The organism is Pseudomonas sp. YuFO8 (genome assembly GCF_035065025.1).
In the GTDB taxonomy this organism is placed as follows: domain Bacteria; phylum Pseudomonadota; class Gammaproteobacteria; order Pseudomonadales; family Pseudomonadaceae; genus Aquipseudomonas; species Aquipseudomonas putida_AE.
Map to the genome: position 1 here is coordinate 52,447 of NZ_JAXDEQ010000005.1, position 19,298 is coordinate 71,744.

At 60.8% G+C, this 19,298-nt stretch carries 16 protein-coding genes and 1 pseudogene; 6 read left to right on the forward strand and 11 right to left on the reverse strand.

All coding sequences use genetic code 11. The features are described 5' to 3' along the window. Nucleotides 1-5: 5 nt before the first annotated feature. The 3 genes from SOP95_RS06350 to SOP95_RS06360 form a co-directional block, all read right to left on the reverse strand. On the reverse strand, nucleotides 6-1,256 hold the full coding sequence (locus SOP95_RS06350; RefSeq protein WP_008057117.1) for a sarcosine oxidase subunit beta: 1,251 nt from the start codon (nucleotides 1,254-1,256) through the stop codon (nucleotides 6-8). A 23-nt stretch (nucleotides 1,257-1,279) separates the two neighbouring features. Continuing rightward, the gene (gene glyA / locus SOP95_RS06355; protein ID WP_274075563.1) at nucleotides 1,280-2,533 is read right to left on the reverse strand and encodes a serine hydroxymethyltransferase; all 1,254 of its coding nucleotides are present in this window, start codon (nucleotides 2,531-2,533) and stop codon (nucleotides 1,280-1,282) included. 223 nt (nucleotides 2,534-2,756) lie between these two features. Further along, a complete protein-coding gene (locus SOP95_RS06360; RefSeq protein ID WP_274075694.1) occupies nucleotides 2,757-3,485 on the reverse strand; it encodes a TraX family protein in 729 nt (242 codons plus the stop codon). Nucleotides 3,486-3,616: 131 nt separating this feature from the next. On the opposite strand from SOP95_RS06360, the gene SOP95_RS06365 reads away from it, so the two are divergent. Both SOP95_RS06365 and SOP95_RS06370 read left to right on the forward strand, forming a co-directional pair. Then, nucleotides 3,617-4,657, forward strand: a complete 1,041-nt coding sequence (locus tag SOP95_RS06365) for a threonine aldolase family protein (RefSeq protein ID WP_274075564.1) — start codon at nucleotides 3,617-3,619, stop codon at nucleotides 4,655-4,657. Nucleotides 4,658-4,856: 199 nt separating this feature from the next. Next, the gene (locus tag SOP95_RS06370; protein WP_323606584.1) at nucleotides 4,857-5,681 is read left to right on the forward strand and encodes an SDR family oxidoreductase; all 825 of its coding nucleotides are present in this window, start codon (nucleotides 4,857-4,859) and stop codon (nucleotides 5,679-5,681) included. Between the two features lie 118 nt (nucleotides 5,682-5,799). Here SOP95_RS06370 and gbcB read toward each other — a convergent pair whose 3' ends face one another. Next, nucleotides 5,800-6,900 carry a glycine-betaine demethylase subunit GbcB gene (gbcB, locus tag SOP95_RS06375; protein WP_046818719.1) on the reverse strand — a complete coding sequence of 367 codons (1,101 nt, stop codon included), beginning with the start codon at nucleotides 6,898-6,900 and terminating at the stop codon, nucleotides 5,800-5,802. 283 nt (nucleotides 6,901-7,183) lie between these two features. Between gbcB and gbcA the strand changes: the two genes are divergently transcribed. Further along, nucleotides 7,184-8,479 carry a glycine-betaine demethylase subunit GbcA gene (gene gbcA / locus SOP95_RS06380; RefSeq protein ID WP_274075566.1) on the forward strand — a complete coding sequence of 432 codons (1,296 nt, stop codon included), beginning with the start codon at nucleotides 7,184-7,186 and terminating at the stop codon, nucleotides 8,477-8,479. A gap of 1,033 nt (nucleotides 8,480-9,512) precedes the next feature. Here gbcA and SOP95_RS06385 read toward each other — a convergent pair. The 7 genes from SOP95_RS06385 to SOP95_RS06415 all read right to left on the reverse strand — a co-directional run bounded on the left by SOP95_RS06385 (nucleotide 9,513) and on the right by SOP95_RS06415 (nucleotide 17,947). Further along, on the reverse strand, nucleotides 9,513-10,079 hold the full coding sequence (locus SOP95_RS06385; protein ID WP_323606585.1) for a GNAT family N-acetyltransferase: 567 nt from the start codon (nucleotides 10,077-10,079) through the stop codon (nucleotides 9,513-9,515). A gap of 112 nt (nucleotides 10,080-10,191) precedes the next feature. Continuing rightward, on the reverse strand, nucleotides 10,192-10,962 hold the full coding sequence (gene etfB, locus SOP95_RS06390; RefSeq protein ID WP_274075568.1) for an electron transfer flavoprotein subunit beta: 771 nt from the start codon (nucleotides 10,960-10,962) through the stop codon (nucleotides 10,192-10,194). 15 nt (nucleotides 10,963-10,977) lie between these two features. Continuing rightward, complete coding sequence (gene etfA, locus SOP95_RS06395) at nucleotides 10,978-12,198, reverse strand: electron transfer flavoprotein subunit alpha (RefSeq protein WP_323606586.1); 1,221 nt, start codon at nucleotides 12,196-12,198, stop codon at nucleotides 10,978-10,980. Continuing rightward, on the reverse strand, nucleotides 12,198-14,147 hold the full coding sequence (dgcB, locus tag SOP95_RS06400; RefSeq protein WP_274075570.1) for a dimethylglycine demethylation protein DgcB: 1,950 nt from the start codon (nucleotides 14,145-14,147) through the stop codon (nucleotides 12,198-12,200). The genes etfA and dgcB overlap by 1 nt, the downstream gene beginning before the upstream one ends. 137 nt (nucleotides 14,148-14,284) lie before the next feature. After that, complete coding sequence (gene dgcA, locus SOP95_RS06405; protein WP_274075571.1) at nucleotides 14,285-16,345, reverse strand: dimethylglycine demethylation protein DgcA; 2,061 nt, start codon at nucleotides 16,343-16,345, stop codon at nucleotides 14,285-14,287. A gap of 15 nt (nucleotides 16,346-16,360) precedes the next feature. Beyond that, entirely contained in the window at nucleotides 16,361-16,891 is a 531-nt protein-coding gene (locus SOP95_RS06410; RefSeq protein WP_046818255.1) for a 4-vinyl reductase, read from the reverse strand. 78 nt (nucleotides 16,892-16,969) lie between these two features. Further along, complete coding sequence (locus tag SOP95_RS06415; RefSeq protein ID WP_008033250.1) at nucleotides 16,970-17,947, reverse strand: dipeptidase; 978 nt, start codon at nucleotides 17,945-17,947, stop codon at nucleotides 16,970-16,972. A 236-nt stretch (nucleotides 17,948-18,183) separates the two neighbouring features. Here SOP95_RS06415 and SOP95_RS06420 point away from each other — a divergent pair, with 236 nt between their 5' ends. From SOP95_RS06420 to SOP95_RS06430, 3 genes and pseudogenes are all read left to right on the forward strand, one after another. Further along, nucleotides 18,184-18,585 (forward strand): lysozyme inhibitor LprI family protein, encoded by a 402-nt coding sequence (locus tag SOP95_RS06420; RefSeq protein ID WP_274075572.1) that lies wholly within the window; start codon nucleotides 18,184-18,186, stop codon nucleotides 18,583-18,585. A gap of 17 nt (nucleotides 18,586-18,602) precedes the next feature. Then, nucleotides 18,603-18,824: pseudogene (locus tag SOP95_RS06425) on the forward strand (helix-turn-helix domain-containing protein); the annotation flags it as partial. Nucleotides 18,825-18,857: 33 nt separating this feature from the next. Beyond that, on the forward strand, nucleotides 18,858-19,274 hold the full coding sequence (locus SOP95_RS06430; protein ID WP_323606587.1) for a DUF3010 family protein: 417 nt from the start codon (nucleotides 18,858-18,860) through the stop codon (nucleotides 19,272-19,274). Nucleotides 19,275-19,298 lie beyond the last annotated feature (24 nt).

Sequence of the window (19,298 nt, forward strand, 5' to 3'; positions counted from 1 at the left end):
TCCTGTTAGTGGGCAACCGCAGCAGCGCCGTGTTCGTCGATCAACGCACCGTTGTGGAAACGGTCGATGGAGAAAGGTGCGGCCAGTGGGTGCATTTCACCCTTGGCCAGGCTGGCGGCAAATACGTTGCCCGAGCCAGGTGTCGCCTTGAAGCCGCCGGTGCCCCAACCGCAGTTGAAGAACATGTTCGGTACCGGGGTTTTCGAAATGATCGGGCAGGCATCCGGGGTGGTGTCGACGATGCCGCCCCACTGACGGTTCATGCGCACGCGGGACAACACCGGGAACATCTCGACGATGGCCTGCACGGTGTGCTCGATCACCGGGTACGAACCACGCTGGCCGTAGCCGTTGTAGCCGTCGATACCGGCGCCGATCACCAGGTCGCCCTTGTCGGACTGGCTGATGTAACCGTGCACGGCGTTGGACATGATCACGCTGTCGATGATCGGCTTGATCGGCTCGGACACCAGCGCTTGCAGCGGGTGGGATTCGATCGGCAGGCGGAAACCGGCGAGCTTGGCCATGTGTCCGGAGTTACCGGCAGTCACTACACCGACGCGCTTGGCGCCGATGAAGCCCTTGTTGGTTTCCACGCCGATGCACACGCCGTTTTCCTTGCGGAAGCCGATCACTTCGGTCTGCTGGATCAGGTCCACGCCCAGGGCGTCGGCGGCACGAGCAAAGCCCCAGGCCACGGCATCGTGGCGGGCCACGCCGCCGCGACGCTGGACGGTGGCGCCCATCACCGGGTAACGGGTGTTCTTCGAGCAGTCGAGGTACGGGATCTCATCGGCCACTTGCTTGGCATCGAGCAGTTCGCCGTCGACGCCGTTGAGGCGGTTGGCGCTGACCCGACGCTCGGAATCACGGATGTCTTGCAGGGTGTGGCACAGGTTGTAGACGCCACGCTGGGAGAACATCACGTTGTAGTTCAGGTCCTGGGACAGGCCTTCCCACAGCTTCATCGCGTGTTCGTACAGGTGCGCCGACTCGTCCCACAGGTAGTTGGAGCGCACGATGGTGGTGTTGCGCGCGGTGTTACCGCCGCCCAGCCAGCCTTTCTCGACCACGGCCACGTTGGTGATGCCGTGTTCCTTGGCCAGGTAGTAGGCGGTCGCCAGGCCATGCCCGCCACCGCCGACGATGACCACGTCGTAGACCTTTTTCGGGGTCGGCGTGCGCCACATGCGCTGCCAGTTTTCGTGGTGGCTGAGGGAGTGTTTGAAGAGGCCGAAGCCTGAGTAGCGTTGCATAGTCATTTACTCCAAAACCGCGCTCAGCGATAAACCGGGAAGTCCGCGCACAGTGCCGATACTTGCTGGGCGACATTGGCCTCGACATCGGCATCGCCGAGGTTGTCGAGGATGTCGCAGATCCAGCCGGCCAGTTCGACGCACTGGCTGACCTTGAAGCCGCGAGTGGTCACCGCCGGGGTGCCGATGCGCAGGCCGGAGGTCACGAACGGCGACTGTGGATCGTTCGGGACAGCGTTCTTGTTCACGGTGATGTGGGCGCGACCGAGTGCTGCATCCGCCTCTTTGCCGGTGAGGCCCTGACGGATCAGGCTGACCAGGAACAGGTGGTTGTCAGTGCCGCCGGACACTACATCGTAGCCGCGTTTGATAAAGACGCCGGCCATGGCCTGGGCGTTGTCGATCACTTGCTGCTGGTAAGCCTTGAAGCCTGGCTCCAGCGCTTCCTTGAAGCACACCGCCTTACCGGCGATCACGTGCATCAGCGGGCCGCCCTGGGCACCGGGGAACACTGCAGCGTTGAGCTTTTTCTCGATTTCTTCGTTGGACTTGCACAGGATCAGGCCGCCACGTGGACCGCGCAGGGTCTTGTGGGTGGTGGTGGTGACCACGTCGGCGTACGGCAGCGGATTCGGGTACAGGCCGGCGGCGACCAGACCTGCTACGTGGGCCATGTCGACGAACAGCAGTGCACCGACCTTGTCGGCGATCTGGCGGAAGCGCGGGAAGTCGAGGGTCTTGGAGTAGGCCGAGAAACCCGCAACGATCATCTTCGGCTGGCACTCGACGGCCAGGCGCTCGACTTCGTCGTAATCGATCAGGCCGGTCTTGGTGTCGATGCCGTACTGCACGGCGTTGTACAGCTTGCCCGAGGACGACACCTTGGCGCCGTGGGTCAGGTGACCGCCATGGGCCAGGCTCATGCCCAGGATGGTGTCGCCGGCTTGCAGCAGGGCCAGGTACACGGCGCTGTTGGCCGAGGAACCGGAGTGCGGTTGCACGTTCGCGTAGTCGGCGCCGAACAGCTGCTTGGCGCGTTCGATGGCCAGGGCTTCAACCTTGTCCACGTGCTCGCAGCCACCATAGTAGCGCTTGCCCGGGTAACCTTCGGCGTACTTGTTGGTCAGGCCGCTGCCTTGCGCTTGCATGACGCGTTTGCTGGTGTAGTTCTCTGACGCGATCAGCTCGATGTGATCTTCCTGACGTTGCTCCTCGGCATTCATCGCCGCCAGCAGTGCATCGTCGTAACCCTGGATCTGGTCTTGCTTGCTGAACATCGCGTCTCTCCCAGCGGCGGCGGTGCGCCATTCGTCTCGGTGAGGCACTGGCTTTTCGGCAGTGCCCTTTGATGCCGATGGTATGACCGGCGCAGACAGGTCAAATGCCTACGGACGCCACGCAAAGGTGCGTTTACGACATGGCGGGAAATGCTCTGACAGACACACCCTCCTAATCTGCGCAAATCCCCTGTGGGAGCCAGCCTGCTGGCTCCCACAGGGGTTATGTGAAAACTTGGCGGACTGCGAGCAACAGCAGGAAATGCAGCGGATACAGCGCATAGGCCCAGCGGCGCATGGGTGGTGCTTTTACGTCATGGAAGTGTCGCAACAGGAACAGTCCCAGCCATGGCGCAATCAGACAAGTGACGATGGCGGGAATGGCCGCGCTGTTGCCCAGTCGTGCGGCGTAATACAACACCTGCCATTGATTGGCCGCCAGACAGACCAGCCCCGGCAGCAGCGCGAAATACCAGGGACGACCGATCACCAGCAGCAGCGCCAATGGCAACAGGACTCCAAAGAAACCGAACATCACTTTTTGCGTGAACAGCGCCGCCAACAGCAAGGCGACGGCTGCCAGTAACCGCGATTGCAGCGTCGGCTGCTGCCAGCCACGCGCCACCAACAGACCAAGGACCAGGGTGGGCATTACGTTCAGCGTGTCGTGCCCAGGAATGAACATTCGGTAGGGAATTTCGCTCACGGCGCTAAACAGCAACAACCAGCCCAGATAGCGCCATTGCCCACCCCTCTCCACAGCAGGCTTTCGCGCAAGATTGGCAGCCATTGCCAGACAGAACCACGGAAACGCCAACCGCCCGGGCACATACAGCAGATCGACGGAATAACCGACATATCGCAGGTGATCGAGCACCATGCTCAAAAGCGCCAGCCACTTGAGCAGATCCAGAGCACCGTCGCGCTGCTTTAAGTGTGTAGTCACGTGCATAATTGCCCGGCATCCTTGTAATTTTCTGACAGCGACATCCCGTGTGCTCTCCTGACGATCTTGGGTACAGTGCGCACCATCATTGACCACGAGACGCTTCACCATAGGCGCCTCGACCACGGAAGCAGGCCATGACCGATAAGAGCCAACAATTCGCCAGCGACAACTATTCCGGCATCTGCCCTGAAGCCTGGGCTGCCATGGAACAGGCCAACCATGGCCACCAGCGCGCTTACGGCGACGACGAGTGGACCGCCCGCGCGTCCGACGATTTCCGCAAATTGTTCGAAACCGACTGCGAAGTGTTCTTCGCCTTCAACGGCACCGCCGCCAACTCGTTGGCCCTGTCGTCGCTGTGCCAGAGTTACCACAGCGTGATCTGCTCGGAAACCGCCCACGTCGAAACCGACGAATGCGGCGCACCGGAATTCTTCTCCAACGGCTCCAAGCTGCTGATCGCCCGCACCGAAAACGGCAAGCTGACCCCGGAATCGATCCGCGAAGTGGCGCTCAAGCGCCAGGACATCCACTACCCCAAGCCCCGCGTCGTGACCCTGACCCAGGCCACTGAAGTCGGCAGCGTCTACACCCCGGATGAAATCCGCGCCATCAGCGCCACCTGCAAGGAACTGGGCCTGAACCTGCACATGGACGGCGCGCGCTTCTCCAACGCCTGCGCGTTCCTCGGCTGCACGCCAGCGGACCTGACCTGGAAGGCCGGGGTTGACGTGCTGTGCTTCGGCGGCACTAAAAACGGCATGGCCGTGGGCGAGGCGATCCTGTTCTTCAACCACGCACTGGCTGAAGATTTCGACTATCGCTGCAAACAGGCCGGGCAGCTGGCGTCGAAAATGCGCTTCCTCTCCGCCCCATGGGTCGGGATCCTGGAAAACGGCGCCTGGCTCAAATACGCCCGCCACGCCAACCACTGCGCACAACTGCTGGCCGAACTGGTCAGCGACATTCCTGGCGTGGAACTGATGTTCCCGGTGCAGGCCAACGGTGTGTTCCTGCAACTGTCGGAGCCGGCCATCGCCGCACTGACCGCCAAGGGCTGGCGTTTCTACACCTTCATCGGCAACGGCGGCGCTCGCTTCATGTGCTCGTGGGATACCGAGGAAGAGCGGGTGCGGGAATTGGCCCGCGACATCCGCGAAGTCATGTCCCACTAACACCACAAACCCTGTGGGAGCGAGCCTGCTCGCGATAGCGGCGGATCAGCCAACATTGATGTTGGAGCAAAATCCGCCATCGCGAGCAGGCTCACTCCTACAAAGGCATCCGAATCCCCTGACATTCTGCACCTGAAGACTTCGTCTACATTGTCTGTCGAGCCGATCCGCTCACATAACAATAATCAGGAGCGTACGCATGTCACTGCAAGGCAAAACCCTGTTCATCACCGGCGCCAGCCGTGGCATCGGCCGCGAGATTGCGCTTCGCGCCGCGCGTGACGGTGCAAACATCGTGATCGCCGCCAAAAGTGCCGAGCCGCATCCCAAACTGCCAGGTACGATTTTCAGTGTGGCCCGGGAAGTTGAGGCCGCGGGCGGCAAGGCGCTAGCCCTGCAAGTGGATGTGCGCGATGAAGTCGCCGTGCGCGAGGCGCTGGCCCAGGCCAACGAACATTTCGGCGCCATCGATGCGCTGGTCAACAACGCAGGCGCGATCAAGTTGACCGGAGTCCAGCACATCGAACTCAAGCGCTTCGACCTGATGCACCAGATCAACACGCGCGCCGTGTTGCTGTGCAGCCAGGCTGCCCTGCCCTACCTGAAGAAATCCGCAGGGCACATCCTCAACCTGTCCCCGCCGCTGAATCTGGACACCAAGTGGTTCGCCCAATACAGCCCCTACACCGTGACCAAATACGGCATGAGCATGCTCACCCTGGGCATGAGCGAGGAATTCCAGAATTACGGGATCAGTATCAATTCGTTATGGCCGCAGACCATGATTGCCACTGCCGCGATCGAGTTTCAGCTGGGGTCGAGGGAGTCGTTCAAGCATGCGCGCCTGCCTGCGATCATGGCCGATGCCGCCCATATCATTTTGAGCAGTGCGAATCGCAGCCTGACCGGACGCTTGTTGATCGATGAGGAAGTATTGCGGGAAAACGGTGTGACGGAGTTCGAGCACTATCGGTTTGCACCGGATAGCAGCGACAAACTCATGACTGACCTGTTTATCGACTGAGATATCCTCAACCCCTGTAGGAGCTGTCGAGTGAAACGAGGCTGCGATCTTTTGACTTTAAAGATCAAGATCAAAAGATCGCAGCCTTCGGCAGCTCCTACAGTGGCTTCGGCGTTAGTTAGAACTCGATGCGCACGTCGCCCTTCGGCACGCTGCAGCACGACAAAATGTACCCTTCGGCTTCATCTTCCTCGGTGATCCCGCCGTTGTGCTCCATCTCCACTTCGCCACCCAGCTTCAAGACCTTGCAGGTGCCACAGATGCCCATGCCGCAGGCTTTCGGGATCAGCAAACCCGCCTTCGCCGCCGCTGCGTGAACGGTTTCGCCCGGCGCAATGCGAATGCTTTTCCCCGACGCGACAAACTCCACCTGATGCAGATCCGCCACGTCGAGTTCCGGTGCATCGGCCGCCTGTTCGGCGTGTTCCACGGCGTCGGCACGCGCCTCTGGCGGGGTCGCGCCGAAAGACTCCTCGTGGTAACGCGACATGTCGAAGCCAGCGCCTTCCAGCAAGCGCTTGACCGCATTCATATAGGGTGTCGGGCCGCAGCAGAATACTTCGCGCTCAAGGAAGTCCGGCGCCATCAATTCAAGCATTCGCTGGTTGAGGTAACCGCGATAACCGGCCCAGGGCTCACCCATGCCGTGCTTCTCGCAGATCAGGTGCAGGCTGAAGTTATCGATCCGCGACGCCATGTGTTCCAGCTCGCGGTGGTAGATGATGTCCTTGGGCGAACGGGCGCTGTGGATAAACACCATGTCGACATTGCCGTTGGTGTCGTAGAACCAGCGCGCCATGGACATGACCGGCGTGATACCCACACCGCCGCTGAGGTAAAGCACCTTTGGCGCGGTGAAGTCCATGGCATTGAACAGCCCGACCGGCCCGTGCACCGCCAGTTCCTGGCCTTCGTGCAGGGTGTCGTGCAGCCAGTTGGACACCTTGCCGCCCGGCACGCGCTTGATGGTCACCGAAAAGCTGTACGGCACCGATGGCGAGCTGGAAATGGTGTACGAACGCATGATCGGCTGGCCTTCGATTTCCAGCTCCAGGGTGACAAACTGCCCCGGCTTGAAAAAGAACAGGATCGGCTGGTCGGCCATGAAGCAGAAGGTGCGCACATCCCAGGTTTCCTGGATGACTTTGACGCAACGGACGATGTGCCGACCATTGGCCCAGGTCTGGGTGGTTACCGGGTTCAGGAAGCTGTTGGACATGCTGATCTCCACGGCCGACTGTCGGCCTTCATGTTGGCGATTCTGCGTATAGCGCGAACCACCCATTTACCTATCTGCGACATTCACATGCTTATCGCGACCAGCCCCCAACGACCGGGGCTTGCGCGTCGGGAACAGATTGCACCATGTCGCCCATGGATAAGGTTCTGGCCAGCGCCGGCCCCACACTCGCCACACACCAAGACACATTCTTTACACCTTGCGTAGCAACCCTGATTAGCCACTTTCGCCGGCCACACAGAATGGCCTTGAGGATTAAACGATGGACGTCACTACTACCCTTAGCCTGGGCGATCCGCTGGAACCCGCACGCAAGGCCACCGCGCAGATGCTGCAAGAGCGCGAGCGCACGTTCTCGCTGCCGCAGCCGTTCTACTCTGACGAGCGCCTGTTTGATATCGACATGCAGGAAATCTTTCAGAAAGAGTGGTTGATCGCCGGCATGACCTGCGAAATCCCCACCAAGGGCAACTACCTGACGCTGCAAGTGGGCAAGAACCCGATCATCGTGATTCGTGGCGCAGAAGGTGTAGTGCACGCGTTTCATAACGTCTGCCGCCACCGCGGCTCGCGCCTGTGCACCAGCGAAAAAGGCAAGGTCGCCAAATTGGTCTGCCACTACCATCAGTGGACCTACGAACTCGACGGTCGCCTGCTGTTCGCCGGAACCGAAATGGGCGCCGATTTCGACATGAAGCAATACGGCCTGAAACCGGTGAACGTGAAGACCGCCGGTGGCTACATCTTCATCAGCCTGGCAGAGAACCCGCCGGCCATCGATGACTTCCTGTCGACACTCAACCATTACATGGAACCGTACGACATGGAAAACACCAAGGTGGCGATCACCACCACCTTGATGGAAAAGGCCAACTGGAAGCTGGTGCTGGAAAACAACCGCGAGTGCTACCACTGCAACGCGTCGCATCCGGAGCTGCTCAAGACCCTGCTGGAATGGGACGACGTCACCGACCCGCGCGCCGACCAGGCCTTCAAGGACCACGTGGCCGCCTCCGCCGCTGCCTGGGAAGCCGAGAAGATCCCTTACGCCCACGCCAGCTTCGGCCTGCGTAACCGCATCGTGCGCATGCCGCTGCTCAAGGGCACCGTGTCGATGACCCTGGACGGCAAACAGGGCTGCGCCAAGCTCATGGGCCGCATCAAGAACCCGGACCTGGGCTCGATGCGCATCCTGCACCTGCCGCATTCGTGGAACCACTGCATGGGCGACCACATCATCGTGTTCACCGTGTGGCCGATCAGCGCCCAGGAAACCATGGTCACCACCAAGTGGATCGTGCACAAGGATGCCGTTGAAGGCGTGGACTACGACGTGGAGCGCATGCGCCAGGTCTGGGACGCCACCAACGACCAGGATCGTCGCCTGGCCGAAGAAAACCAGCGCGGGATCAACTCCACCGCTTATCAGCCAGGGCCTTACTCCAAGACCTATGAGTTTGGTGTGGTGAATTTTGTGGATTGGTACAGCGAGCGCCTGCTAAACAACCTCGGGGCTGAGCCTGCGCCTTACCTCAAAGGCGTCCCTGTTCAAGGCTAATGTAGGAGCGAGCTTGCTCGCGAAAAATTCAAGGACACCACTGGGTATCTGGTTTTACGCGTCATCGTTCACGACCATCGCGAGCAAGCTCGCTCCTACAAGGGGCTTGCTCACAACAGGTTCTCTCCCCGCTAAATATTCCGCATCATTTAGTACTGTACGAAATATGATCTATTCCGTTCAGCGCTATGCTCTACGTGCCTCACAGCCTTCCGCAAACAAGTTATCCACACCTCCACCCACAGCAAATGGGGACAACTGGGGAAATGCGCAAAACTTTTTCCACAAAACCCAAAGAAAAATCGTGACTTATCCGAAACCAAGGTTCTCCGAAAGCATTGATCATTTTTTGATCTAACGCCCGAAAGCCTTGCCACACCTACCCTGCAGAGGATCGCAAACACCTTATCCACAGAAGCGCCAACAGAGATTGGGGGCAACTTCGAGGCCGCTGTGGAAAACCGCTGAAAGCCGCGATATTTCTAGGTGTGCGGGCGGTTTGTAGATTGAAATAGGCAATTTGATCATTTTTCAACCATAACCCTGAAAACCATGAATCTAAAGGCCTGCAGCGTTGAGCGAACATCTTATCCACAGAAGCGCCAACAGAGATTGGGGGCAACTCAGCTGACTTGTGCACACTCCCTCTCGAAAAAAAGTCATGAAAAACCGCAGCTTAAGGTGGTTGTTTTTTGATCTGGTAGCTGCAAGCCGCGGTTTGTGTGGGTTTCAGCGAGGGGCGAACACGTTATCCACAGAAGCGCTAACAGGGATTGTGGGTAAAGAGGTCAACAGCTTCTGAAATGATCAACCCGTACAAGAACTAGCAAAGACCGCTTAAAAGACTTCATAGCCAACCCACTAATAAAAACCAGGTTTTATGATCAAGCGCTGAAGCACAGAAAATTTCGTGACCGGTTGCTGCACCCTCAACAGTGCACAATGGAAATGTAGCAGGAGGGTGAGGTCGCGAGAGGTAGCCGGTTATCCACCAGGCTGTGGATAACCGCTAGAGAAAGGATAATTCGAAGCCCTAGGGCCGATACATCAGATAGGCTTCACCCGTGACCCGAATCATCGGATGCGGCGTGATCTGGCAGGAATCGACGATGCGGAAGCCGTGGCGCTCATAGAAACGCCGGGCGCCGGTGTTCGCGGCGTAATCGATCAGGCTCAGGCCATTGAGTCCGAGCCGGTTGGCGCGGTCGTAGGCGTATGCAAGGAACTGCTTGCCCAGCCCCTGGTTGCGCCAGCCTTCATGCAGCGCCAGGCTGGAAATATAAAGGGTGTCGGGGATTTCCATGGTGGCGTACGGCGCCAGCACCGGGTCGGTCACCGGCGCTGCGAACGGGTCGTGACGCATTACATAGCTGTGCAACATGCCGATGACTTGCCCATTCGCTTGGGCAATAAGGCAGTTCTGCCAGGAGAAATCCACATCGTCGCGGGCATATCGCAGGGCCCCGACGTCCAGCAGATCCTGGCCGGGCTCGGCTAACTGGCTCCAGATGTAATCCGCGGCCCCTTCCGAGGAAATCTGGAACAAACGCGCAATCTCTCGCGCATCCGCGCGCACTGCCGAACGAAATTCAACCGACATGTATTGGAACTCCACCAATCATCGAGCGCCCGTTTTAACGTGGGCGCTTATGGCGCGGCAACGCGCCGGAGGGACAGTTATTTTTCCGGGTGTTGCAGCTTGAAGTTCAATGTCACCGCACCACACCCTCTTCAATCAGCAGTTTGAGAATCGCTTCAGCCCCCGCCTGTGCCGTAACGCCCTTGAGCACCTGCCCCCCGCCACCGCTGGCCTTGGCCGTGGCAGCTTTCATGCGATCGGCGCCGCTCTTGGCCTTGATCACCTTCAAGCGTTTCGGCCGTGGCTTGGCCGGTTGCAGGGTGGCGACGGTCAACAGTTCGTCGTCGACGACCTCCACGTCATCAGCCTGCAACACCCCACGCCGGGCCGGGCCGTAGGCGCTCTGACGTGGCTTGGGTGCGGCGTTATCCACAGTCGCCAGGAACGGCAAGCGCACTTTCAAGCGACGGCGCTGGCCGCGCGGCAACGCCTGCAGCACCAGCGCAGAACCGCCATCGATCGACTCGACCTGCGCCAGCCCCACCACCAGCGGCCAGCCAAGGCCTTCGGCCAGCAGGAACGGCAACATGCCCGAGCCCTCGCCGGTTTCCGCCTGGCTGCCGGTCAATACGACCTGAGCGCCAGCGTCGCGCAAATAGGCGGTCAACGCCGGCAGCGCATCGGCGCCTTGCGGTTGTTCCAGCACATGCAATTGCTCAAGTCCCATGCCCAGGTAAGCGCGCAAGGCCGGCTCGGCGACATCGCCGGCGTGTAGCACCTGCAAGTTATCCCCAGCCAGTTGCAAACCCAGTTCCACCGCCCGCGCATCCTGATCCGCACGGCGTGGTCGACCGGAGGTCGGGTGGGCGCCGATGGACACCAGGCTGATGATTTTCGTGCTCATAACCCTTTCCTTCCCTTAAGCCGCATCGCGCCTGGCCTCGTTGCGGTAGGCCTCTACCGCCGCGATCAAGGCTTGAAGAATCTCGGCGCTCTCGCCGATCACCGACAGGTCGGCCCGTTTGATCATGTCGCAGCCCGGATCGAGGTTGATCGCCACCACCTTGTCGCAGGCACCGATGCCTTGCAGGTGCTGGATCGCCCCGGAGATCCCCACCGCCACGTAGACCCGTGCGGTGACCCAGGTGCCGGACGCGCCGACCTGACGGTCGCGGGCCATGAAACCATCGTCCACCGCCACCCGGGACGCGCCTTCGGTGGCGCCCAGGGCTTCGGCGGTCCTGTGGAAAAGTCCCCAATCCTTGACCCCGTTGCCGCCGGAGAAGATGAATTCCGCCTCGGCCATTGGAATCGCTGCCGGGTCCACCGCCACCGCCCCCAGATCCTCGATGCGCGAGAGACTGCGAGCGACGGTTGTGGATAACTCCACCGGCAGGGCTTCGTGACGGGTTTCGCTGACCGGTTCGGTGCATTCCACAGCGGCCAGGATCAACCGCGCAAGCGGCCGCGCCAGGTCTTGCAAACCGGCACCGGCGCGGCCGATACATTCCTGATCCTTGACCTGCCAAACCCGCGTGGCCGGGCGTTCGCCCAAGGCGGCAGCAAAGCGTCGACCCAGTTCACCGCCACCAGTACGACTGTCCGGCAGCAGCCAATGACGTGGGCTGAACTGGTTATCCACAGCCCGCAGGCCCTGGACCCGTTGTTCCGGTGCATAACCGCTGAACTGCTCGCCTTCAAGCACCAGCAGGCGATCGACGCCAGCCGTGGCGAAGGCGTTCTCCTTGTGCTCGCCGAAGACCACGGCCAGTACCGCGCCGTCCTTGCCGGCCAATTGATGAGCCAGGCCGAGCAAGTCGCGGTCGTGGCTGCTCAAGCGGCCGCCGACCATGTCCGGCACCACGCTGATGTAGAACGCCGGTGCAGGCACCTGATGCAGCGGCAATTGCACTTCAACGGCGGCCGTACGCTTGGTCGCCCCGCCCTGCTGGGCGCCGCTGCGGTCGATGCGCTTGATGCCGTTGGGGCCGATGAAGCCGATGCCATGGGGGTTCTTGCGGATGACGCCGTTCGGCCCCATCCAGCTGTGTTGCGCCGGTTGCATGGCCGCGTGCAGCGGGTGCAGGCGGTTGCGGGCGATCCATTCGGCACGGGGGTCGCGGCGGATAATGTCGCTCATCAATGCACCTCAGCAGGTTCACGTTGGGCCGGTGTGGCCGGCTTGCTCGGTGCCTGGTCTTCCAGCAACGCGTCGGCCACCAGTTCGGCAATGTCCTTGATCAAAGGTCGCGGCTCGACCACGCCCTCAAGCATCGCGGTGCACTGCGGGCAGCCCACGGCCACCAGTTCGGCGCCCGTCTCGCGGATGTCGTCCATGCGCATGTCGGGGATACGCTGCTTGCCCGGAATGTCGGTGATCGGCGCGCCGCCGCCACCGCCGCAGCAGCGGGAACGGAAACCGGAGCGTTGCATCTCTTTCACTTCGATGCCGAGGGCACGCAGGACCTGACGCGGCGCCTCGTATTCGCCGTTGTAGCGGCCGAGGTAGCACGGGTCGTGATAGGTCACGCTGTCGCCCTTGTGCTGGCCGAGATTCAGCGCGCCGGCGCCGATGATTTCCGCCATGTAGGTGCTGTGGTGCTGCACCAGGTAGTTGCCATCGAAGGCGCCGTATTCGTTTTTCAACACGTGGAAGCTGTGCGGATCGCAGGTGACGATGCGGTTGAAGCTGTATTTGGCCAGGGTCTGGATGTTGCGTTTGGCCAGCAACTGGAAGGTTGCCTCGTCACCCAGGCGTCGGGCCACGTCACCGCTGTCACGCTCTTCGAGGCCGAGCACGGCGAAGTCGATTTTCGCCGCTTTCAACACTTTGACGAACGCGCGCAGGGTGCGCTGGTTGCGCATGTCGAAGGCGCCGTCGCCAACCCAGAACAGTACGTCGGTGGATTTCTTTTCGCTGAGCAGATTGAGGTTCAAGTCCGCCGCCCAGTTCATCCGTCCGCCCGGGGCGAAGCCGCCCGGGTTGTCGGTGGCGATCAGGTTTTCCAGGACTTCGGCGCCCTTGTTCGGGGTCGCGCCTTTTTCCAGGGTCAGATGGCGACGCATGTCGACGATGGCATCGACGTGCTCGATCATCATCGGGCATTCCTCGACGCAGGCACGGCAGGTGGTGCACGACCACAGGGTTTCGGCGTCCACCAGGCCGTTGACGATCGGCTGATGCGGATTACCCGCATGCTCGCCAATTGGTTTGCCTGGATACGGGCTACCGGCGAATTTCGCATCGGTGCCACCCGCCAGACCGACGACCATGTCCTGAATCAGTTTTTTCGGGTTCAACGGCTGTCCGGCGGCAAACGCCGGGCACGCCGCTTCGCACTTGCCGCACTGCACGCAGGCGTCGAAGCCGAGCAGTTGGTTCCAGGTGAAATCCTTGGGTTTTTCCACGCCCAGCGGAGCGTTCGGATCGTTCAAGTCCAGAGGCTTGAGACCCGTAGAACGACCTCCACCAAAACGCTCGGCGCGACGGTGCCAGGCCAGGTGCAGGGCACCGGCAAAGGCGTGCTTCATCGGCCCGCCCCAAGTCATGCCGAAGAACAACTCGGACACGCCCCACAGCACACCGATGCCGAGGATCACCGCCAACATCCAGCCACCGAAGTTTTCCGGGAGGATACCGGCCACCGGCAGGGTCACCAGGAAGAACGACGCCGAGAACGCCAGCAGGCTTTTCGGCAGGCGCATCCACGGGCCTTTCGACAGGCGCGCAGGTGGGTTGCGTCGACGCAGGTAGACGAAGATCGCACCGACGAACATCACCGCTGTCATCAACAGCAGCGCATAGCCGAGGAAGCGGTTATGCAGGCCGAATCCGTGAACCAGTATCGCCAGCACGACGGACGCCACCGCGCCGCCAGCCGTGGCAACGTGGGTGTTGGCGATGTATTTGTCCCGCGCCACCACGTGGTGCAGATCGACCATGTAGCGCTTGGGCATGGCGAACAGGCCGCCGATCAGGTCGACCTTCGAGGCTCGGCCCCGGCGCCACATGGCCACCCGCCGCAACGCGCCCAGAACCGCGAGGCCCAGGGCGGCGAACAACAGGATTGGAAGAAGGGTGTTCAACATGGTGGAGCTCCCACAAACCACGGAGTCATGCATCGGTCTTGTAGGAGCCGGCTTGCTGGCGATTCAGACGACGCGGTGAGTCAGGCAGACCGCGTTATCGTTCATCGCCAGCAAGCCGGCTCCTACAGGTGGTTGGCTTAGAAATCCTTGCACAGCCGCAGTGCGTCGTAGATCGCCGCGTGCACGTTGCGCTGGGCCACGCAGTCACCGATACGGAACAGCAGGTAACCGTCACCGCTCTGTGCAAGGCTTGGTTGCGGCTTGATCGCGAACAAGGCTTCGACGTCGATCTGGCCCTTGTTGCGCGAGCCTTCCTTCATCGCGTAGTAGATTTCCTCGTCCGGACGCACGCCGTTCTCGATCACCACCTGGTCCACCACCCGCTCCTCTTTGGCGCCGGTGTATTCGTTTTCCAGTACTGCGATCAACTTGTCGCCTTCGCGGTAGACCTTCTCCAGCATCATGTCGCCGGTCATGATCACTTCTTTCGGATACATGCTGCGGTAGTAGGTCGGGAACGACGTACCGCCGATGGCCACGCCCGGCTTGATGTCGTCGGTGACGATCTCGACCTGGCTGCCCTTGTCGGCGAGGAAGTCGGCGGTGGACATGCCGGTGAACTCGCAGATGGTGTCGTAGACCAGCACGTTCTTGGCCGGTGCAACCTTGCCGTCGAGGATGTCCCAGCTGCTGACCACCAGGCCTTCGGCCGCGCCCCAGTGCTCGTTCTGCTCGATGAACGGATGTCCGCCGACAGCCAGCACCACCACGTCCGGACGCAGGTCCATGATGGTCGGCGCATCCGCCGCGGTGCCCAGGCGCAGGTCGACTTTCAACCGTGCCAGCTCCAACTGGTACCAGCGGGTGATACCGGCGATCTGGTCCCGTTGCGGCGCTTTCGAGGCCGTGGTGATCTGCCCGCCAATGAACTCTTTCTTCTCGAACAGCGTGACGTCGTGACCACGTTCGGCGGCCACGCGGGCGGCCTCCATCCCGGCAGGACCGGCGCCGACCACCACCACCTTGCGTTTCACCCCGGTGGTTTTCTCGATGATGTGCGGCAGGCCCATGTATTCACGGGAGGTCGCCGCGTTCTGGATGCACAGCACATCCAGGCCCTGGTACTGACGGTCGATGCAGTAGTTGGCGCCGACGCACTGCTTGATCTGGTCGATCTGGCCCATCTTGATCTTGGCGATCAGGTGCGGGTCGGCAATGTGCGCGCGGGTCATGCCGACCATGTCGACGTAACCGCCCTCCAGAATCCGCGTGGCCTGGTTCGGGTCCTTGATGTTCTGCGCGTGCAGCACCGGAACCTTGACCACTTCCTTGATGCCGGCGGCCAGGTGCAGGAACGGCTCCGGTGGATAACTCATGTTCGGAATCACGTTGGCCAGGGTGTTGTGGGTGTCGCAACCCGAGCCCACGACGCCGAGGAAATCGAGCATGCCGGTGTCGTCGTAATACTTGGCGATCTGCTTCATGTCCTCATGGGACAAACCATCCGGGTGGAACTCGTCACCGCAGATGCGCATGCCCACGCAGAAATCGTCACCGACTTCGGCGCGCACGGCTTTCAACACTTCCAGGCCGAACTTCATGCGGCCCTCGAAGGTGCCGCCCCATTCGTCGGTACGCTTGTTGACCCGCGGGCTCCAGAACTGGTCGATCATGTGCTGGTGCACCGCCGACAGTTCGACACCGTCCAGGCCACCGGCCTTGGCGCGGCGCGCGGCTTGCGCGTAATTGCCGATCACCCGCCAGATTTCTTCTGGCTCGATGGTCTTGCAGGTGGCACGGTGCACCGGCTCGCGTACACCGGACGGAGACATCAGGGTCGGCCAGTTGAAGCCGTCCCAGCGCGAGCGCCGGCCCATGTGAGTAATCTGGATCATGATCTTGGCGCCGTGCTTGTGCATGGCGTCGGCAAGATTCTGGAAGTGCGGAATGATGCGGTCAGTGGACAGGTTGACCGAGCTCCACCACTCCTGCGGGCTGTCGATGGCCACGACGGACGAACCGCCGCAGATCGCCAGGCCGATCCCGCCCTTGGCCTTCTCTTCGTAATACTTGACGTACCGGTCGGTGGTCATGCCGCCGTCGGTGGCATAGACCTCGGCGTGCGCAGTGCTGAGCACGCGGTTGCGGATGGTCAGTTTGCCGATCTGGATCGGCTGGAACATTGCTTCGAAAGCCATGGCGGGTTCCTCGACTTACAACGGCTTGACGATGAACAAGCCGTCTTCGTGGCCCTCTTCGGAGCCACCGTAGACTTGCTCGGCCACGGTGCGAATCTTGCTGCCGCGGGCGGCGAGGATCTGGTCCATCGCGCCGGCAAACCAGCCTGTGAACATGTAGTCGACCTTGCGCCCGACCTTGCCGTACACATAGACGAAGGCGGAGTGTTCGAGCTTGACGCTGGCGGTGCCTTTGTCGAGGTCGATGTCCTGGATCTTGAACAGGCCCCAGCCGCGTTGCGACAGGCGCTTCATGTAGTGCTCGAACACCGCGACGCCTTCCAGGCCGTGGCATTCGGCTTCTTTTTCACACCAGTGCCAGGCGGACTTGTAGCCGGCCTTGTAGAGGATTTCGGCATAGGCGTCGGCGCCCAGCACTTCCTCGATGCCCATATGGTTATTGACGAAGAAATGACGCGGCACATACAGCATCGGCAGGGCGTCGGAGGTCCAGACACCGGTTTCGCTGTCGACTTCGATAGGCAATTGCGGGGCGATCTTGGCCATGGAAACTTAACTCCAGAAAAATTTTGGTGTTGCCTGCGGCGCGGATGGCCGCAGGTAAGGATTCAGAAGTGCGGCGGCTTATTCGCCCCAGACGTCTTTGAGCACGTTGACCCAGTTCTCGCCCATGATCTTGCGCACCACACGCTCGCTATGGCCGCGCTTGAGCAGGGTTTCGGTGAGGTTCGGGAACTCGCCGACGGTGCGGATGCCCAGCGGGTTGATGATCTTGCCGAAGCTGGTCAGGCGGCGGGCGTAGCCCTTGTCGTGGGTCAGGTATTCGAAGAAGTCCTGGCCATGACCCTGGGTGAAGTCGGTGCCGATGCCGATGGCGTCTTCGCCGACGATGTTCATGGTGTATTCGATGGCTTCGGCGTAGTCGTCGATGGTCGAATCGATGCCTTTGGCCAGGAACGGCGCGAACATGGTCACGCCGACAAAGCCGCCGTGATCGGCGATGAACTTCAGCTCTTCATCGGACTTGTTGCGCGGGTGGATTTTCAGGCCCGACGGCAGGCAGTGGGAGTAGCAGACCGGCTTCTTCGATTCGAGGATGACTTCTTCGGACGTCTTGGAGCCGACGTGGGACAGGTCGCACATCACGCCAACGCGGTTCATCTCGGCGACGATTTCGCGACCGAAACCCGACAGGCCGCCGTCACGCTCGTAGCAACCGGTGCCCACCAGGTTCTGGGTGTTGTAGCACATCTGCACGATACCCACGCCGAGCTGCTTGAACACCTCGACATAGCCGATCTGGTCTTCAAAGGCGTGGGCATTCTGGAAGCCGAAGAGGATGCCGGTCTTGCCCTGTTCCTTGGCCTTGCGGATGTCGGCGGTGGTGCGCACCGGAATCACCAGGTCGCTGTTCTCGCGGATCAGTTTCTGGCTGGCGGCGATGTTGTTGACGGTGGCCTGGAAGCCCTCCCACACCGACACGGTGCAGTTGGCTGCGGTCAGACCGCCCTTGCGCATGTCTTCGAACAGCTCACGGTTCCACTTGGCAATAATCAGCCCGTCGATAACGATGCTGTCGGCGTGCAATTCGGCTGGGCTCATCAGGCTGTCCCCTTGTTGTCGATTCATGCGCCGAATCGTCTGCCGGCGCTTTGGGGCCAGCATATGCCTGAGGGACGGGGCAGCCGGGTGCAAAAACGACAGGGGAATTGCCGAAAGCGTCAATCCGCGACAAAGGGTCGTCGCAAGGTACAATTGCCGACCTGTTCAAGGCGGTCCGCTTGGGCCAGAATTCGCCGCATCACTTGATGCTTCACTGGATGGGAGCGGCAACTCACATGAAATTCTTCTTCCTGGCATTGGCACTGATGGCGACCGGCGTACACGCAGCCGAGGAGTCCGAGGACACCCCCTGCGACAAAGTCGAAAACGACATCCAGACCCTGGAATGCTCGGCCTTCAACAAAACCACCGCCGAAGACTTGCTGGGCGAGAACTACAAGAGTCTGGCCGAGCGCATGCAGTCGCTCTACGGCAAGAACCCGTCGCAATTGGCCGACATCACCGCGAAGATCAAAGCCGCGCAACAGCAATGGCTGAAAACCCGCGACGCCGACTGCGCCATCGAAGCCTTCCCGGCCGCCGCTGGCAGCAAGGCCTTCACTATTGCGCAAAATGATTGCGTGGCGCGGATGAGCGATGAGCGGTCGGAGTTTCTGGAGTCGATTGGGCAGGAGTGAACGCAAGGATGGAAAACATGATGATCCCTCACGAAGTCGTTAGCCGCATTGTCGACGGTGCGTTGCCTGTACGCGCCTGGCGCGAACACTTGAACCTTACACAGGATGAAGTGGCCAAACGCATGGGCATCTCTCAACCGGCCTTCGCCCAGCAGGAAACGGTCGCGAAGCCGCGCAAGGCCACCCGCGAAAAAATTGCCGCGGCGCTTGGCATCACCGCCAATCAACTTGAGCTGTAAGCTTCACGCCTTCAGCCAGAAAAGGGATTCAACATGAAAGTCTGCGGCATCGAAATCAAAGGCAGCGAAGCGATCATTGCCGTGGCCACCCTCGAAGGCTCGGCCCTGGGCCACTTGGCGCTCGCCACCAAGAAAATCGCCCTCGAGGATGACGACGAAGCCGCCAACGTCAAAGTGTTCGCGGCTCAGGTGGCGTCGTTCGTGCGGGAGAATTCGATTGATCGCATTACGATCAAGAAGCGCAGCAAGAAAGGCGAGTTTGCCGGTGGGCCGACGACGTTCAAGATCGAAGGGGTTTTCCAGTTGCTGGAGAATTGCGAAGTGACGTTGTTGTCACCACAGACGATCAATGCCCAGGCCAAGAAGCACGGGTTTGAGCCTCCGGCGACGTTGAACAAGTATCAGCATGAGGCTTACAAGGCGGCGTGTTCGGCGTTGATGAAAAAATAAGATCAACCACAGATCAATCTGTGG

Excerpts from the sequence above, each read along its gene's own strand:
- dgcA (WP_274075571.1), bottom strand. The coding sequence starts at position 16,345 with ATGGCTTTCGAAGCAATGTTCCAGCCGATCCAGATCGGCAAACTGACC.
- SOP95_RS06360 (WP_274075694.1), bottom strand. The coding sequence starts at position 3,485 with ATGCACGTGACTACACACTTAAAGCAGCGCGACGGTGCTCTGGATCTG.
- SOP95_RS06430 (WP_323606587.1), top strand. The coding sequence starts at position 18,858 with ATGAAAGTCTGCGGCATCGAAATCAAAGGCAGCGAAGCGATCATTGCC.
- gbcA (WP_274075566.1), top strand. The coding sequence starts at position 7,184 with ATGGACGTCACTACTACCCTTAGCCTGGGCGATCCGCTGGAACCCGCA.
- dgcB (WP_274075570.1), bottom strand. The coding sequence starts at position 14,147 with ATGTTGAACACCCTTCTTCCAATCCTGTTGTTCGCCGCCCTGGGCCTC.
- SOP95_RS06415 (WP_008033250.1), bottom strand. The coding sequence starts at position 17,947 with ATGAGCCCAGCCGAATTGCACGCCGACAGCATCGTTATCGACGGGCTG.
- SOP95_RS06365 (WP_274075564.1), top strand. The coding sequence starts at position 3,617 with ATGACCGATAAGAGCCAACAATTCGCCAGCGACAACTATTCCGGCATC.
- gbcB (WP_046818719.1), bottom strand. The coding sequence starts at position 6,900 with ATGTCCAACAGCTTCCTGAACCCGGTAACCACCCAGACCTGGGCCAAT.
- SOP95_RS06370 (WP_323606584.1), top strand. The coding sequence starts at position 4,857 with ATGTCACTGCAAGGCAAAACCCTGTTCATCACCGGCGCCAGCCGTGGC.
- SOP95_RS06350 (WP_008057117.1), bottom strand. The coding sequence starts at position 1,256 with ATGCAACGCTACTCAGGCTTCGGCCTCTTCAAACACTCCCTCAGCCAC.
- etfA (WP_323606586.1), bottom strand. The coding sequence starts at position 12,198 with ATGAGCGACATTATCCGCCGCGACCCCCGTGCCGAATGGATCGCCCGC.
- glyA (WP_274075563.1), bottom strand. The coding sequence starts at position 2,533 with ATGTTCAGCAAGCAAGACCAGATCCAGGGTTACGACGATGCACTGCTG.
- SOP95_RS06410 (WP_046818255.1), bottom strand. The coding sequence starts at position 16,891 with ATGGCCAAGATCGCCCCGCAATTGCCTATCGAAGTCGACAGCGAAACC.
- SOP95_RS06385 (WP_323606585.1), bottom strand. The coding sequence starts at position 10,079 with ATGTCGGTTGAATTTCGTTCGGCAGTGCGCGCGGATGCGCGAGAGATT.
- etfB (WP_274075568.1), bottom strand. The coding sequence starts at position 10,962 with ATGAGCACGAAAATCATCAGCCTGGTGTCCATCGGCGCCCACCCGACC.
- SOP95_RS06420 (WP_274075572.1), top strand. The coding sequence starts at position 18,184 with ATGAAATTCTTCTTCCTGGCATTGGCACTGATGGCGACCGGCGTACAC.